Source organism: Streptomyces sp. NPDC044106 (assembly GCF_056433985.1).
On sequence record NZ_JBWKFZ010000012.1, the window covers coordinates 58318 to 75934 of the forward strand.

Annotated in this window: 4 protein-coding genes; all 4 read right to left on the bottom strand. The window is 69.6% G+C overall.

Annotation, left to right across the window (positions count from 1 at the left end; genetic code table 11):
• Positions 1 to 156: 156 nt before the first annotated feature.
• From AC07DI_RS22635 to AC07DI_RS22650, 4 genes are read right to left on the bottom strand one after another with little or no spacing between them, the layout of a single operon-like run.
• Entirely contained in the window at positions 157 to 396 is a 240-nt protein-coding gene (locus AC07DI_RS22635; RefSeq protein ID WP_158708820.1) for a hypothetical protein, read from the bottom strand.
• On the bottom strand, positions 393 to 947 hold the full coding sequence (locus AC07DI_RS22640; RefSeq protein WP_478905834.1) for a hypothetical protein: 555 nt from the start codon (positions 945 to 947) through the stop codon (positions 393 to 395). The genes AC07DI_RS22635 and AC07DI_RS22640 overlap by 4 nt, the downstream gene beginning before the upstream one ends.
• 3 nt (positions 948 to 950) lie before the next feature.
• A complete protein-coding gene (locus AC07DI_RS22645) occupies positions 951 to 1205 on the bottom strand; it encodes a hypothetical protein (protein ID WP_030777620.1) in 255 nt (84 codons plus the stop codon).
• Between the two features lie 11 nt (positions 1206 to 1216).
• Positions 1217 to 17575, bottom strand: coding sequence for a hypothetical protein (locus tag AC07DI_RS22650; RefSeq protein ID WP_478905835.1), 16359 nt, complete (start codon positions 17573 to 17575; stop codon positions 1217 to 1219).
• Positions 17576 to 17617 lie beyond the last annotated feature (42 nt).

Genomic DNA, 17617 nt, shown 5'->3' on the forward strand with positions numbered 1-17617 from the left:
GCACTTGCCATGCTTCCTGTACACAGCAGGCTCTCGCGGTCACCCAAACCGTGGGGTATAGGTGCCAGCGGTCGGCGCGCCCCCTCCCCTCACCGAGCGGGCGCGCCCAGGCCCAGTACCGCAGTTGATCGTTGCCGGCGCCTTCGGCGTCCTGTGTTACTCCTGCTGCTCGCCGTCCAGCTCGCGCCTGCGGCGGGCTCTTTCCTTCTGCCACTCCTGAAGAAGTGCCTTGCGGTGTGCGCTGTTCTGCGGCCATACCTCGCGGATGAGGAAGCGCGCTCCGAAGAGCAGGATGGTGAGCACGATGACAGCGAAAACAGCCCCCCAGGGAGCCGTGTCGATCAGGGAGAACATGATCTGTGCCTTCCGACCTTGCTTGGTCGGCGGGTTACTCATGCAGCCAGTAGAACGCTCCCCAGCGTGCTGCGGTGGTACCCGCCCCAGTGACTCGCCACGGGGAAGGAAAGGTTGGGGCCTCTAGGCGTTATCTGGGGCGCTGTATCGATCGGGTCTGGCATCCACGTGAATGTCTCGTCGACTGTCTCTCGGCCGAGCAGCCGGGACAGCAGTGCCAGCAGCACACGGACCAGGAAGCGCAGCGAACAGACGATGAGTTGGGCGAGGGCTGCAAGGAACTCCGAAACGGCGGCGCGCCGTTCGGCCAGGGTCGCTGCGTACCGCAGTTCCTCAGCAGCCGTCTTGAAGCGTGCCCGGGCATCAGCCTCTGCATGGTCATAGAGGAGGTCCCAAAGCCCAGCAATCGGCTTTGGTGCGGTGACGCTGAGTCGCTCGCTCAGATAGCTCTGGCCATCGGGCACTGCCAGGTCGAGGAGGGATACGTAGCCTGAGCTCAGCTCGACTTCTATCCACCTGGCCTTCTTGGCCCGCTTCAGACGAGACGCGGGTTCCTGCTGTCCCATCACACCCCCTTCCAGACGGTCACCCACTCCTTACAGCCTAGTTGTTCCTTGCCCCATCGGGATGACGTTGGTGTAGCGACTCAGGACTGCGAGTACGGTTTCCTCGGCGTCCCCGGCTACAACGCGCAGCGGACCTGTCGGTGTCAGCAAGATCGACTCGTCGACGTGCAGCTCGACGAGCGCGGCCGCGCGGGCGGAGCCGATCACCGGCCGGTCCGTATCCCCAGTGACCTGCACCTGGTAGGCGGAGCCGTCGTCGAACCGGCCGGTGACGGTGTGCGGCATTTTCTTCTCCTTCATCGGGTGGCGAGCAGGCCGAGGAGGAACGAGCGCATGTCGTCGTCCAGGTACCACTCACCGGTGAACATGGCCTGCAGCGACCGGGCGAGGCTGTCACCCGTGTCGGTCTGCGTCTGCTGCTGCGCCAGGAGACGTCCCAGAGCGGTGCGGTCGAGCGTGCGGGCGCCGGGGCGGCCGGTGTGCGTGCGCGTGAACCAGAAGGCGCGCTGCGCGGCGTCAAGGTCCGGCAGGTGCGTGGCGAGGTGCTGGGCCAAGGCGTGTGCAGCCGTGCCTACTCCCGCGTCACCAAGGTCAGCGACCGTGGCACGGCCTGCCCCAGGCTCGTACCGGCCAGCATCACCGGTGACCGCGGTGAGCCGCCGCCCTTCCGGCGTGGCCAGCCAGTCCCTGGGAATGAGGCGCTGAACGTTGCGTACGGCCCGTTCGGCATCAGAGGTGGTGTCCGGGCCGAACACGATGCCCGCACTTCCCTGCGGGCCGAGGTCACGGACGTCGGCCAATGCTGCGGCGACAGCATCCGGCACCGCGGCGGCGTACCGGGCCCGGAGGTCTGCCCATGTGCGGCGGGCAGCCGCGGCCTCCCGGCGGGCGGCGGCAATCTCCACGTCGATGCCCAAGTCCAGGACGGTGCTGGCGCGTGCTGCCTGGAGGTTGAGCAGACGCCGCTCGGTGTCGGCCACGTACTCGTCCGCGTCCCGCAGGGCGCCGTGCGGGTCGCCACCGAAGTCGTCGCCGAGCGCATCGGCCAGGTGGCGAGTCACGGCACGGTCGACGTCTGCGCCCGCCGCTCGCAGCGCGGCCATGTGCCGCAGCGCGGTGGTGCCGGGGCCCCCGTCGGAGGCGCGATCTGGCACCCACCGGGTTTCCCCGACTCGGCCGGGGAGCCTGCCCGCAGCGAGCTGCGCCCATGTCGTCGGCCGCCACCAGGAGACACGACGACGCGCCAGCCCGAACCGGCCGCGGTCGGGCAGCAGGCCCGCCCACTGCGAGACCCGTGCGGCCAGCGATTCCCCGTCCACGTCCGGAAGGTCCAGGGCGGCGTTCAGCCGCGCCAGGCGGCGGGACTCCGGCCAGTTGCGTACCCGAGCCACCAACCGGTGCAGGAACGTCTTCAGGCGGGAGAGCCGGTCGCGGTTCTCCCGCCACGATTCGGCGATCTTGCGAGCGGCGGCCTTCACCAGCTCAATGAGACGACGAGCAATACGCCAGAGCAGATCGATCACGTTCGCGAGGAAGCCGGGCTGGCCGGTCCTCGTGGACGCGGTGGCGGCGCGGCGGACGATACGCCGTGCGGCGGCGTCGCGCGTTCCGTCGAGCTGCGCCGCCAGAAGCCGGGCCAGCGCGTCAGCGTCGGCGGGGTCGACCCCGGCCTCTTCGAGTTGCCGCAGCAGTGCGGCCACGGCCTCGTCGACGTGGGCGGCGGCATCGGTGGAGCCGCCGCCGTCCGGAGCGTCGCTGCGGTGCGACGGTGAGGGGGCGGCGGTGTCCCGGCCCGGGATCAGCCGCAGCAGGCCAGCCGCGCGCTGCGCCAGGTCCTCGTCGGACTCGCCAGGCAGCGGTTCCAGGTCGTTGATCGTGCGCAGCGCGGCCCGGACAGTCCGCTCGTGCGCCTTGTCGCGGGCGTGGCGGAGGGCCTGCTGTACGGCGGCGCGGTCGCGGCCGGTGATGCCCGCCGCGTCCAGGGCGGCATTCGCGTCCTGACGGGCGCTGGACCTGGCGGCTTGCAGGGCGTCGGGCGTCAGACGCTGCGCGATCTGCTCGCGCAGAGCGTGGACGTCTCCGTGCGGCTCGGTCCCGGCAACCGCCTCGTCGATGATGAGCATGGCCACCGTGAGGCTGTGGTCGTCGACGATCTGGCGCCGCATCGCGGCGATCGGCCGATTGGGGTCCCGCGGGGCGGCAGACGCGTCCGGCGCCGGGGCGCTGCTGCCCTCGCGGGTGTCCGGGGCAGGCTCGGGGAGCTGCCACACGGGCATGGCGGCGTGGACCAGGCGGCGCCTCCACTGCCGGTTCTCGTCCTCCAGGAGCAGGCTGCGTACCCCGCCGGGGCCTTCCTCCACGTCGATGACGCGGTACGTGTGGATCTCATCGCCACGGCGTTCATCGGGCATGGCGACGATGTCGCCTTCGCCGATCTGTGCCGCGTTGGACGGCCGGGGGCGGTCGAGTTCTTCCGGCGCGGTGCGGCCGACGGCGCGGTCGAGGTGGTCGGCTGCGCGTAGCGCGGCACGGCCCCCTGCGGTTGCCGGGTCCGCGTTTGCCCGAAGCTGGGCCGCCAAGGCGGTGGCCTGTTCCGGCGTGACGGGCAGATCGGCTCCGATACGGGCTGCGGCCTGCTGGGCGTCCGGGGCGTCCTCGGGGCTGTTGCCGTTATCGCTGATGGCATCGCGGTCGGCAGGCGTCAGGTCAGGGTCGACCGTCGGGCCGGTGACGGGGTCGAGCGCGGGCAGCGGCTCGTGCACGGTGAGTTCGTCGTTGGCGGCCGGCGCATCGTCTGGGCCGAGGTCTGGGGCGTCACCGGTCGGGCCTTCGGCCTTGTGGACGACGGCTGTGGCGTCCATGTCGATGGTGCCGAGTTCGCCCGTGGTGGTGTCGACGTAGTCGAGGGTGACCCGGTCCCCGTCGCGGGCAGTGTCCTGGATCTCCACGGTAGTTGGAGCGCCGTCGAGGTCGAGCACGACTACGTCGCCCTTGCCGATCTCGGCGGCAGTCGGCTCGCTGATGCCCGTGATGGGCGCAGGGTCGGGGGCGGTGTCCCTGACTTCGCCGACGACACGAAGGTCCGCGGCCCCTCGGGTGATGGTGCCCCCGGCGGTGGTGACCGTGATGCTGTCGCCGTCGATCTCGTCGACCGGGCCAAGGAGCGCACCGTGCTCGTCGGAGACGATGTGGCCGGTCCGGACACGCTGCCCGGTGGAGGTCCAGCCTGCAAGGCGCCGGTCGGTGGTGTCGTTGAGCGTGAGGGACGACGGAGCAACACCGTAGTCGGCGTCGCCATCGGCCCAACGTACGGCCACCGTGGTGTCGGTGACACCAGTGACCGTGCCTTCACGGTCACCGCCGCCAGTGACGTGACTGCCAGGGAAGAGGCCGCGGCCACGACGGTCGGTAGCGATGATGTCCGGCAGGTCGCCGTTGATGACGTCCCCCTGGGCGCCGCTTGCCGGGGCGCCGGGGACGGCGGATTCCGGCGCCTCGGCGCGGGCGGCGCTGGCGTTGAGCGGGGAGTAGACGGTGCCGCGGCTGCCGCTGCGGCCTTCGGGGCTCTCGCCGATCGTCGTTCGCCACAGGTCCTCGGTGCGGCCCCGCCTGGTGACCGTCACACGCTCCGGAGCGTTGAGGACGTATCCGGCGCGGGTCACCGCCCGGCCCCTGTGGGTCGTGCCGTCGACGCGCGCCATGTCACCGGGGTTCAACTGGTCGATGGTGACCCAGTGCGCGGGGTGACCGCCGATCGTCTCCGGCTCTCCCTGCGGCAGCTCCTTCGCGGGAGCATCCGGAAGGGAGACCGGGGTCGCGGTGACGTCCGGCTCGTGCACCGGTGTCGCGTCCGACGAGTGGCCAGCGCTGACTTGGACCTCGTCCGGGCGCGGCCGGCGCAGGACGCGGGGACGCCGTGGGTCGTCGATGAACCCGAACGCCTGGAAGTTCTGGCGGACTTCGTCGATCTGGTCACCGTCGGGGTTGTAGATGCGAGTGGAGCTTCCACGGTCGACGGCGTAGTCCCCAAGGACGCCGAAGGGGAAGTCGATACCGCCTCCCACCGAGCCGCGGGTCAGGTAGTCGGCAGTGCCGCGAGGTGCCACCGTCACGCGCGCGGAGTTCGGGGTGAGGTCACCACGCATTCCGGCGATGGCGGAGATGTCGTCGCCACCTTGCAGATCGTGAGGCGAGGCGGGGATCGTGTATCCGGCCGCTTCTTGCCCGCGCCTCCACTTGTCGTAGTGCTGGTCCAGCCAGTCCTCGTCGGCCAGGACACGAGTGGCCAGCCACTTGGTGTGGTTCTTCCAGTTCGGGTCGTCGCTGTACTCGTCTGCGATGGCCCGCGCCAGGGCAACACCCAAGGTGTCGCCGTTCCGCCCGCGGAAGGTCTGTGCTCGGCTGGGAGCATCCGCGGCATCCCAGGGGAACGGGTGGCCGTCCGCGTCACGGACGCTTTCGAGCACGTTCGCCATCCGCAGTGCGTCGTCCCGATCGCGGTAGGAGAACAGGGAGATCATGGAGCCGGGAGCGAGGATGTTCCAGCGGTTCGCATCGCGGGTGTCCTTGTAGCGGGCCAGAGCCAGACGTCCGCCCGGAGTGAGCTGAAGGGTGCGATTGGCTGCGAGCGTGTCAGCGTTCTCCCGAGCCCAGAAGTTGCTCTGCACGCCTCGGTCGTCGAACGTGCCCTCCCGCAGACGCTGCCGCAGTTCTTCGACGTCGGTGAAGCGTGGCTTGCTCACCCCCTCACCATCCGGCGCTGCCGATGCCGCCGTCTCACCGACATCAGCGGCTGTGTCGCGCTCATCCGGCTCGGACCGGATGCTGCCCGGTGTACTGGACTGAGCGTCCACGTCGCTCGGGTTGCTGGCGTCTGTAGCGGCAGCGGCGAGCTGCTGCTCCTCCTCGTACCGCTGACGCTCGATCCGCTCGTCCGCGCGGCGGCGCTGCCGGTACTGGTTGTAGGTGAGCCGCCCACCGTTGTTGTCGAACCATTCGATCAGTTCTTCGCTGGCGTAGTCCCGCCACCGGCCGAACCGGGACAGGCTGCCGCCGGAGAACAGATCACGCTCGCTGATGGGCGGGAGACGCCTGCTTGTCTTGCTGAAGAAGTAGCCGTTGGTGGCGTCGACCGCCGCGGCATACCGGGCCTCGTCGACTTCCTGGAACTCGTTCTGCAACCGCTCCTCGCGGGTCTGCGGGCGCCGCGAGACGTCGGCAGTACCGAAGCCCAGTGCGGCGTCCATGGCCTCACCGCGACGTTGAATGTCCTCGGCGTCTGCTGCCGACGTCGCGGGAATGGTGTCCCGCACGCGCTGGTCCGCGTCGTCACGCCGGTCCATCTCGGCGGCCACACGCTGCTGGTCAGCTTCGGAGAGGCCCCGCCCCCAGGCGGTGGCGAGATCGTCGTCGTCCAGGTGGGACAGGTCCTCCGGGAGCACAGCAGATGCCCGGTCCGGAGTGCTGCTGTCCGGCTCGTTGCCGTCCTGGAACAGGTCGCGCATCGCGCGCAGTGCCTCGGGCAGCGTGCGGCCCTCGCGGTCGCGCCACTGGTCGATGACCTCCCGGGTGAGCGGCTGCTGCCAGTCGAGCGGCTGCCCGTCAGCATTGGGGGTCATCTCGAAGAGGTCGGCCAAGTCGCGTGCGTCATCGGCGCTGTTGGCGACGAGCGTGATGTTGCCGAAGCGGCCGCCGTTGCGGGCCTGCCCGAACTGCCAGCGCCTCATTCCGTCGGGAGTGGTGTCGTCGGTCCAGGTGACCAACCCGCCGCCGGAGGAGAGGGCGAGCGTGGGGTTGTCGGCGAGGCGGGCCAGGAAGGCGCGCCGCTCGGGGGTCTTCTCCTCAGCGGTCAGCCCGTCGCCACGCTGCCATGCCTTTCGGAGGTCGCCCACGGTACGCGGCGGCATACGGCCGGGCGCCTCGCTGTCATCTACCGGCCCGTCGGCGGGGCCGCGGCGTCGGTGCGGCAAATCGGGCCCTGGGGCGTCGGGGCCACGGTCAGGACCGCGGCCCGCACGGCGAGGAGGTCGCTTTCGGTCGTCCTCGGCGCCCGGCCTCTGGCCTTCTGCGCCGCGCTCCTCCCGGCCGCCGCTGGTGTCCGGTGCTGAGGGGCCACCACTGGCACCTTCAGCGGCACCGTCCGGCCCGCTGGGGTCTGCGTCCGAACCTCGGTCACGGCGAGGCTGCTCGTCGTCCTGGACTTCCGACTGTTCGTCGTCGTGCGTCTCCGCTTCGGCCTGGTCCTGCTCACCGTCGTCCTTCGGCTGCTCGTCGTCCTGCGCCCCGACCTGCGGGACCGCGTCATCGTCGGTGCCGTCCTCTTGGGGAGCCGCCGCAGCGGTCCCCTCACGGTCGTGTGCCGCGTCATCGTCGCGGCGGCTCGGCATCGACTGCTCGTTGCGGGCGTCGGTGATCTCCTCGTCCGGGTACCGCAGCCGCAGTTCGGCGTCAGGCTCGTGGAACTGCTCCTCGCCGTCGCTGGTCACGATGCGAATGCGGCCCCGACCGGTGCGCTGGGGCGGCTCAGCGACCGTGTGCGTGCGGCCGTTCGCGTCGGTGTACCGGTCGCCTTCCGTCAGCTCCTCGGGAGTGCGTATCTGGGCGGGGCGCAGTCGGCTGGTGTCGCGTCCTTCAAGGGCAGCGAACATGTCCGGAGTGCCAAACGCATCGTCGGGCTGGTCGAGCGGATTGCTCGGATCGGCGGCGACGACGGGGCCCTGGGGCTTCGGCACGTCGACGTCGAAGAGGCCCCCTTCCGGCTCCGTGCGCACCGGCTTCTTCGGTGCCGGCTTTGGTGTACGCCCGGCACGACGGTCCTTCTCTGCTTCCAGTACGACCATGCGGGTGCGGTCGGCGCCGCTCAGCTCGCCGTCCGTCATCTCCCGCTCCATCAAGGCCACGATCTCGTCGGCGATTTCTTGAGTGGTCATGGCTGACGGCGCCTTGGTGCCTGCGGGGCGAATGGCGTCGAGCTGCTGGGTGACCTCGTCGCGGTCAAGGGCGACCGTATTGCCGGTGTCGGCGTCGGTCTGGGGCGCGTCCGCGGTCTCGTCGGCTCCGCTGGCCGGACGGTCCGGCTGCGGTGCATCGTCGTTGCGGGCAGGCTGCGGCCGGTCGGTGGCGGCTTCCGGGTTCTCACCGCCGGATGCCGGGACCGTCGCCGGAATGCTGCTGCTATGGCCGTTGTCTCCTGTGCCCGCGGCGGTGCCCGGCGCGTTGCTGTTGTCGTCCTTGGGATGCAGCTGGTCGAGGGTCTGGGCGACCTGCTCGGTGGAGAACCGAATCACGTCCTGCTGCGACTCCGGCTCTTCCGGCGGCGCAGGGCTTTCGGTGCGATCGGGCTGAGGGAACCTGCGGTCGAAGTCGTCGAGCTTGCGGACCGCCGCGTCTACGGCGCCCTGGAGAGGAACGCGGGCCTGGCGTCGTTCCTCAACGACTGCTCGCCGCTGGGCCTTGGTCAGCTTCTTGTCGAGTTCGTCTTCGTCGATCTCCGGCAGCTTGTCCAGGTCAGCGATCCGCCCGACCACATCGTCCAGGAGGTTCGCGCGTGCTCGCGCGTGCTCGATCTGCGGGGTGAAGTCGGCGGCGGCCTGAGCCGACTGCAAGAGCGCTATCTGCTCGTCGAGTTCGGGAAGCCGGGTACGGTCGGCCTGCTGAAGGGCGGGTGCCTTCTCCAGCGCGTTGGTGAGCCGGGTGATCATGCCCGATCCGGCGCCCCTCTTCTTCAGGTCGTCTGGGCCCCGCTCGAAGTCGGAGCGCGCCAGGTCGGGGAAGCCGACGTGTGCGAGGAGCTTTCCGTCCGGGCGCTTCTCGGTGCGCACTCCGATGTCCAGCCCGCCGAACTGACCCATGACCTTCCAGGGGCTCATGCCGTCGCGGTCGTGCTCCAAGAGCTGGGTGGTGACCTGCCGGTGCAGGGCCGCCGCGGCGTCGGCGCGCTCGGTGTACGGCAGCCCGCCGAGGCTCATGGCGAAGGCGCCGCGGACGTCACGGATACGGGGCAGGGACTCCTCGCGGCGGGCGATGCCGTCGCGGGTGGCGGCGAGTTCCTGCTGAAGGTCGGCCAGCGTCTCCTGTCGGCGGACGCGCTCGGCTGCCTCGTTGTGCTGGTCGATCTCCAGGTCTCGCAGGAGACGGCGGGCCTTCATGAGCTGGCTCATGTAAGGGTTGCCGCCGATCTCGGCTTCCATCGTCTCGTAGTCGGGGTAGTCGACGTCGAGTTCTGTGACGGTGTCGCGGGTGTCGCTGTCGGCCATCTCCGGGCGCTGGATGTCGACAAGGCCCTCTGCCTTGGAGGCGACGAAGCCCGCCTTCCAGCCGTCGAGGCTGCCCTTGGTGGCGAAGATGTCGATCTCGACTTCGGGGTTCTGGTTGCCGTAGCGCAGGATGCGTCCGTTGCGCTGCTCCATCTGTGCGGCGCCCCAGTCAAGGTCGACGTGTGTCAGCGACACCATGCGGTTCTGGGCGTTCATGCCGGTGCCGGCGACGCTGCTCGAACCGATGAGGACGGCTATCTCGCCGTCGCGAGCCTTACGGAACAGCTCGGCCAGTTCCTCGGGCTTGCCCGTCTTCTTGTGGTCTTGGACGAATGCGATCTTCTCGGCAGGGATGCCGCCCGCGACCATGAGCTGCTTGAGTTCGGCGTAGGCGTCGAAGCTGCCGCGGTTGTTGCCGCCCGGCACGCCCTCGTTCAGGAAGATCATCTGAAGGGCGCCGGGGGTGGGGTGGTCCGGGGCGGTACCGTCGCGCGAGTAGTGCGTCTTGTAGACGCGGTCCTTGTGCAGGTGGTAGCGCTCGACGTGCCTGGCGGCGACGGCGCGCAGCTTGTTGCCCGCCGGGGCCTTGGCGTCGACGAGCCGCGGGTCCAGCGCGACGGACGTGCCCTCGCCTGCGACGGCGAGCATGTTGTCCTGGGACCGGTCGACGTCCCCGTTGTGGATCGCGCGCCCGCGGGCGACGAGCTTCTTGAGCCGGGCCGTCTGGTCCTTGGTCGGATCGACCATGACCAGGTTGGGGCCGCCGCCCTTGACCTTCGGACGGGGAATGCCGACGTCATCGGCACGCTTGGTGTCGGCGACCAGGCCCCACATCGTCTTCATGGCACGGCGGTTGTGGAACTCGGCGAACCGCTCGACGATGCGCAGGCCGGAGCCGTCGGGCGCGTTCTCGACGCGGAGCGTCTTGCGGCCGAAGGTCGCGGCCCACAGGTCCGGGGCACCGGCCTTGTAGGAGTCCAGGACCCACGGGGCGGCCAGGGCGAGCATCGTGAACTGCTCGGTGATCGAGTTCGACAAAGGGGTGCCGGTGGCCAGGGTGACCGTGGCACGGCCACCGCGGCGACGGTGCAGATCGGAGAGCTTTTGGTGCAGGTCGATGCCGCGGATGGACGCGGGGTCACCGCCGCCCTCCCGGGAGCGGAAGCCCACGCCCTTGTACCGGTGGGCCTCGTCGATGACGGCGTAGTCGAGGCCGAGGTCGTCCCAGTACGTCTGGCCGGGCGTGCGCATCGGCGCCGCGTTCTTGCTGATCTTGTTCTGAACCGTCGCGATGCGCTGCTCGATCTTGGCGACGATGAACGGGTGATCCGGGTTATCCGCGTCCTCGTACTGCCGGTCGAGCTGTTCCCGCAGAGCCTCCAGCTCCCGGAACTCGTACTCCTCCTGCGCCTCCGGCGACATCTTGATCGAGCCGAAAGCGGGCTCGGTGAAGATCACCAAGTCCGGCTTGTTGGCGCGCAGCCACTCCAGCGTGCTGTCCCGCCGCCCCTCGGCCAGGTCACCGCTGGTGATCAGGTGAATCTCGGCGTTGGGGTACAGGAACCGGGCCTCGTCGTACCACTGCTGCGCGAGGTGGTCGGGGACGACGGCGAACGGCTTCTCGATCTGTCGGGACGCCTTGAGGGCCTGCGTGCCCATGACGAGCGTGGACGTCTTGCCCAGCCCCACCTCGTGGGCGAGGATCACGCTCCGCTCGAACTGCATCCGGGCCGCGCCGCTGAGCTGCCAGGGATGCGGAGTACGGCCCGGGGTGAAGCCGTCCAGGGACGGGCTCATGCCGTCGTACGAACGGACGACGTGCCCGTTCATGATCTTGTTGTAGGAGTCGGTCAGCCGCGTGAGCCGGTCGGCGTTGGCCGTCGCGTACTTCGCGAACTCCGACCGCATCTGGTCGGCCTTCTGCCGGACCAGGCGGGACGTTCCTTCGTCGACGTCGCGGCGCTTGTCGTCGCGGTAGATCGTCAGTGAGCCGTGGCCGAGGATGGAGCGGGCGATCTCGACCGCGGTCTTCCCCTTGGTCCCCTTCTCCTCGTCGGCGGCGACGCCGTGCAGGACGTTGTTGGCCTTGGGAACCTGGCCGGTGTAGAGCATCCAGCCGTAGCGGTCGTCATGGGCGACGCGCAGCGTCTTGTCGCCCAGGTACTCGCGCAGGAACCCCTGCAACAGCTCGGGCGGCGTCCAGTGCGCGCCCATCTCCGGGGTGAACTCACCGATGGTGCGGTCGACCGGCTGCACTGCTTCGAGCGCGGCAACGTTGACGGCGAACGCCGGGTCCTTCTCGGCGGCACGGCGCGCGGCTTCGAGCTTGTCGCGGACGGGGCCGGACAGATAGGCACCGGCCATATCAAGGCGGCCAGTGCGCGGGTCGGTGAAGACCTCGCTGCCCAGCGCCCGGACGGCGTCCGCCGGGGGCATGTCCAGCAGACGGGCGATCTCGCCGATGTCCACCAGGCCGGTCGCCGCAACGACGGCGGACAGCGCCGTCTTCGGGTCATCGGTCCGGTCGAGCGGCTGTCGGCGCGCGGCGGCGCGCTCCTCGAAGACGCGGCTGAGGATGGGTTCCTGCTTGTCCGCGTCCCACCGCTCCAGAGCAAGGACCGAACCGGCGTCCGGGTCCGAGCGGAAGTAGCCCCACGCGGTCGGCGTGCGCTCCTCCGTGCCGTCCTCGCGGGCGCCGGTCTTCATGCTGCGGAACTGGCCCGGCTTGGACAGGGGCCCGTACTGCTCGACGTACGAGGTGTGCAGGTCACGGAGCTGGGCGCGCAGCTTCTCGGCGCGCTCGTCTTCCGCCTGCTTGCGGTCCAGGGCCCGCAGTTCGGCGGCCACGTCCCGCAACTGCATGAGGGCGCGGAGCTGGTCGCCGCGGCCGTCGGACGGCTCGACTGCGACGGGGTTGCCGCCGTTGACGTGCTGGTAGAGCTTGCCGTCATCGCCCTGGTAGAGGCGGCCGGTCCAGTCGTTGGCGTGCTTCTCCCGAGCGGTCTGCAACAGCACAGGCGGCCGGTTGTCGCCATCGGGGTGCGGCTCATAGCCGCGGCCGTCAGCCGTCGCCTTGGCCGCGATGCCCTTGAGCGCGGCACGGAGCTGGTCGGCGGCCTTGACCGGGTCGCCCTTGACGGTCAGGCGCGGCCCGTACGGGGACGACTCGGTCGTCAGCTCGCCGAGAACGTGCTCCGGGTGCTGGGTGAAGTACGCGTTGACGTGCTCCCAGGTACCACCGACCTTGCGCTCCGGAGCGTTGAGCCACGACGTGTCACCGGGCTCGTCGCCGTCGGCACGGCGTCGCAGCACCAGAACGTCCGTGACGACGCTGGTGCCGGCGTCGTTGAAGACCCCGCTCGGCAGGCGCACGGCGCCGATCAGGTCGCCGTACTTGGCGATCTGCTTGCGGGCCTTGTCGCCCTTGGAGTCGAGGGTGTGCCGGGAGGTGATGAGCAGGGTGATGCCGCCCGGCCGGGTCAGCGCGAGTTCCTTGGTGATGAACCCGTTGTGCAGGGACTCCGCGGGGTATCGCTTGTCGCCGAACGGCACCGACGCAAACGGGACGTTGCCGATCGAGGCATCAAAGGTGCCGGGCTCGGCGTCGGTCTCCGCGAAGTTCTCGTTGAGGACGTTGGCGTCCGGGTAGATCGCCTTCGCGATCCGCGCCGTGGTCGGGTCCAGCTCAATGCCGGTGAGTTGGGCCTCCTCCGGAGCGACCCCGAAGAACGTTCCGGCGCCGGACCCCGCCTCAAGGACGTCACCGTGCTCGAACCCGAACGCCTTCAGGCCGTCCCACATCGCCTCCGCGACGGGCTGCGGCGTGTAGTGCATCGAAAGGGTGCCGCGCCGGGCCTGCTGCCATTCCAGAGGCGTCAGCTCATCGGAGAGCATGATGCGCAGGTCGCGGTACTCCGCCCAACGGGCGTGGTCCTGCGCGAACTTACCGAACCGGGCGCCGCCCTGCTGGTAGCGCGGCTCCTTCTCGTTCGGCTCCGACGCGAACATGATCGGAACCGAGCCCCACCCGGTCCAACGGGCGAGGGTGACCTTCTCCCGCTCGGTGGCCGGGCGGTTCTCCTTCTCCAGCCGCTTCAGTACCCGGATCGCCTCGACGTTCGCGGCGGCACGCTGGAGGGGGCCCTTGGTGGCGGCATCAGCCGGGTTCGGCCGGAAGCGGCGTGCTACATGTCGTACACCGCGTCCTGCATCGCCATCAGGTCCCGCATCTCCGGACTCAGCGTCGGCGCCTCCTCGACCTCCGGCTCCGGCTCCGGCAGCAGATCCCGCAGAACCATCGCGGTCGCGTCCGCTCTGATCTGCTTGATCTGACCCGCTCTCGCCTCGTACTCCTCCGCCGAAGGCACGGTCTCCTCCAGCGCCTCCTCGGCCGCCAGAATCGCCGCCTCGATCTCCCTGCCCTTGTTCAGGAAGAACGTCTGCGCGTCGTCCATCGCCGCCAGCTCCCGCGGACGGTACTTCGCCCAGTGGTCCCTGGCTGTCTGGCTGTAGATGCTCACCATCAGCCCCTTCGTCCGTTCCCAGAGCCGCGCGCAGGGCTGCCTGCTGCGCCTCGATCTCCTCGCGGGAGATGACCTTGCGGTCGTCGTCCCCGCCATCCTTGCGTACTGCGGTGCGCTGCGCGTCGATGCCGTGCAGCGCAGCGTTGATGGAGGCCAGCCGCGTGCGGGCCTTCGACCGCTCCGACGAGTCCAGCTCCCGGTCGCTGGCCCGCAGCATCATCTTGCGGGACAGTTCCTCGGTGACCCGCTGGAACTCGGAGAGCAAGCCCTCCGGCACGTCGATGTTCGCGCCCTTGCCGACCTTCCCCGTGATCGGGTTGCTGCTGTCCGACCAACCGCCATAACCGTGGCCGGCAAACAGGCCGTAGAGGGTCTGGCGTTCCTTGCTCGCCGTCGGGAAGGAGTCGGCTCGGCGCGAGGCGCGGTACAGCTCGTAGAACATCTTCGGTACCCACACACGGCGCACGGAGCCGTATAGGCGCACGGGCTCGGTCGCCGGATCGGTGTCGTAGCTGTCGACGACCGCGGCCAGAGCCTCGGTCATGCTCGGGAAGGCCCCGATGATGCCGCCGTGGCGTTCCCGCTGCGCGTTCCACCCGGCCTTGTGGCCGCCCGCGTACGGCGAGTCGTGCTCGTGGTAGCTGACCTTGCCGTAGCTGTTGCCGTCGACCCGGACGTCGATGGCGTACGGGCTGGTGAGTGGGTTCTCTTGGGTCTCTGCCCGGTTCACCTTCTGCTCGCGGCCCTCGGCGCCGCGACGGTTCTGCTCCTCGAAGAGAGCCTTCAGACGCTCCTGTAGAGCCTCCTTCTCCCGGCCGCTGGTGAGGTTCCGCTTCTTGTAGAGGTCTTTGAACGCCTTGTTCAGATCGTCGTCGTCGAGCCCGGCCGGATCGGGCCCGTTGCGGTAGACAGCCGCTTTACGGTTCTGCCGCTCTTCGGACACCGCGTGCCTGCGGGCGGAAAGGATTTCGTTCTGCTCCGCACCCAGCCGCCGCAGACGGATGGGCAGCTTCAGGAACTCCTTCTCCAAGGCGTCGTCGTCGAGATCCTGGACCGGCGGACGCTCCTGGATGGCGCGGAGACGGCGGGTCTGCTGCTCGGTCTCGGCTTCCGCTAGTCGCTCGGTTACCTGGTTCCACAGGTCCCGCTCGGGCGCAAGGTCCTCCTCCGCGTGTATCGCCCCCGAAGGCTTGTGGGCCCGCTCCTGGGCCTCCAGTTCCTTGATGAGCGCGGCAAGGTCTTCCTTGCTCAAGTCCTGCGCGTTCCGGCCCTGGTTGAGGCGTTCGGTGGTACGGCGACGCCGATCGGCGTACAGGGCCTGCTCGTCCTCATTGAGCCGGTCGCCCCGGCGGGGACCGTAGGTGCCGCGGTCCCGCTCGGAGCGGCTGATGGCCTCGGCGAGGTCTGTATCGCTCAGCGCGGCCGCGCGTTCCTGTGCGCTAGCTGTGGGGGCTTCGGACGTATCGGGGGTGTTCTCCGCCTGGCTGAAGCGGCGGCGTTCGAGTTCTGCTTCGACCTGCTGAAGGGCGGCGCGGGCACGCTGCTTGCGGGCCGGAGTCTTGGCGATCTGTACGTGGACCTCAAGGTTGTCGCGCTTCCCGCGAAGGACCTCATCGTCCATCGCCCGGAGCCTCTTTGCGTCCTCGTCGAGCTGGACCGCATCCGGAGTGCTGGCGCTGTTGCGGTCCTCGTCGGTGACGCGGACGTTGCGGCCCTGCTGGATGAACGCGGCGAGGATGTCGGCGGCCTTACGGTCGCGGGTCTCCCGCTTCCACGTAGTGCCGGTGACACGGGCCTTCTGGATCGGGGACCAGGCCAGCTTGCCCGCGGCACCCACCGCCCGGTCGTCGCGAGCGTCGTTCTTGATGGTGCCGCGCACGGCGAGGATGCGCTTGCCCTTGTGGGTGGTCCAGGCCAGGTGAACGTGGTCAGCCTGGTCCGGGTTGGTGGTGGCCAGGTGGTGGCGGGCGATGATCTGGTCAGCGATGTTCGCGTTGCTGCCAATGGGCACGTAGACGCCGTCGACTGTGGCGTGGCGGTCGCTGTAACCGCCGGCAACGGAGGCGATCTGTGTACCGTCCGGCCCGTACACGGTGACCGGACCCGGGTTCCAGGAGGTGGCCCAGTACCCGGGCACGCCGTCGACGGGCTCGGCATCCTTGGGTACGCCAGTCGGCCGACCATCGGCCTCGGGCTCAGGTGCCTCGTCCTGCTGGGAGGCCGCAGCAGGGTCGGGAGCCGGTTCCGGTTGATCACCCGGCGGGGTCCCCTTCGGCCCGCCGGGCTGCGCCCGCGCATACTCCGGGATGTCGGGTTCATCGGAGTTCTCGGCCTCTGGAGTCGGCTCCGTGGGCGTCTTCGCCTTCGGGTCCTGGTCCTCGTTGTCGCCGAAGGGGCGGCGGCGCAGCGTTTCGGCAAGGCGTTCTGTGGCGATGCTGTGCTTCGGCGGGTGCTGCTGGTCCCACAGGGCGCGAGCGGCCGTCCACTCCTGGTCGTAGTCGCGGCCCTTCGCAGAACGCCAAGAGCGGCGGTCGTCCGCAAAGTTGGGGTCGGAGAAGTCGAGGGCGTTGCCGTCCTTGTCCTTCAGGGTGCCGATGACGTGCTCGGCGAAATCCTTGGCATCGCTCTGCCGGTCGAACCACCACGGCATCCGCTGGCCGGTGCCGGTGGCATGCAGGTACCAGTCGCCTTCCTCCCGGCGGGTGACGAACTGGCCGTCGCCGACGAGCTTGAGGCGCTGCTCCTTCGCGAGGGTGTCAAGGTCGCGCGCAGTGCGTTGATCCTGCTCGGAGCCGGTCGCGCGCAGGGCCTCGGCTCGTTCGGTCCAGTTGGTGCGGGCCTGCTGGAGCGTCGTGAACCGGCCGCGGGCCTGAGCACGCGGCTTCTTGGACGCCGGAGCCTTCGGAGAGTTGCTGCCCTGGTGACTGGCGTGGAAGTCCCTGACTGCCCGCCGGATGGCCTGTTCGGCGTCTTCGCCCTTGGTGGAGCGCCAGGTCGGGAACTTGTCGGCGATCTTCGGGTCGGAGAAGTCGATCGGCTCGTTGAACTCGCCCGGCATGATGTGGCCGTTGCGGACGTGCTCGTTGATGTAGTCGGCGGCTGCTTCAGCTTCTGCGCGGGTGGAGAAGTCGCCGACGTCGAGGTACCCGCCGGTGCCGGTAGAGGTGAGGTACCAGTGGCCGTTGGCGTCGTCGCGCGTGGTGACGAGGCCGCCGGATGGCGTGATCTGCAGATCCTCGTCTCCGGCCAGGCGTCGCAGTGCCGGCGCGTTGGCGCCGGGCTGCTGGGCGAGGCTCAGGAAGTGGCGTCGTACCGCTGCGGTGTCCTTGAAACGGGCGCCGTTGCGGGCCTTACGGTTCGGCAGGCTCTCGGGGTCGACGTCGTGGTGCCCGTCCTCGGGCTCGTCTCGGTCGTCGTCTTCCGGCGCGTCACCGTCGTCGTCACCGATGTCGTTGCCCTCGTCATCGACGCCGTGCGGCTCGTCCTGGGTATCCGGGTCACCGTGGTCGTCGCGGGACAGGCCCAGGCCGCGCCGGTCATCGGCCTCGCGGCGGGCGTCCTCGGCTTCGACCTTCTGCTGGCTCGCGGTGGGGGCGCTGCCGTCGGGGCGCGCCACCATGGTGATCCAGCGGGCGCTGGTGCTGTGGCGGCGCCCGGTGTATGTGCCGTTGGCTGCGCGGTCCTGGACGAGGACCCGGTCGCGGGGCAGGGCGCGGATGACGCGGGCGAGCTTGCCCGACCAGAGTCGGGCGACACCGCCAGTCTCGATGAACCTGCCTTTGCTGTCCCGGGGGTGCAGGGCAGAGTTCCACGGCCGTCGTACGGACTTGGCCTCAAGGGTGCGACTCAGGTCGGCCGAGGAGGTGCGATTCAGCATGGGCGGACCATGCAGACCGCGAGGGGTTAGCGTCGTGTGCTG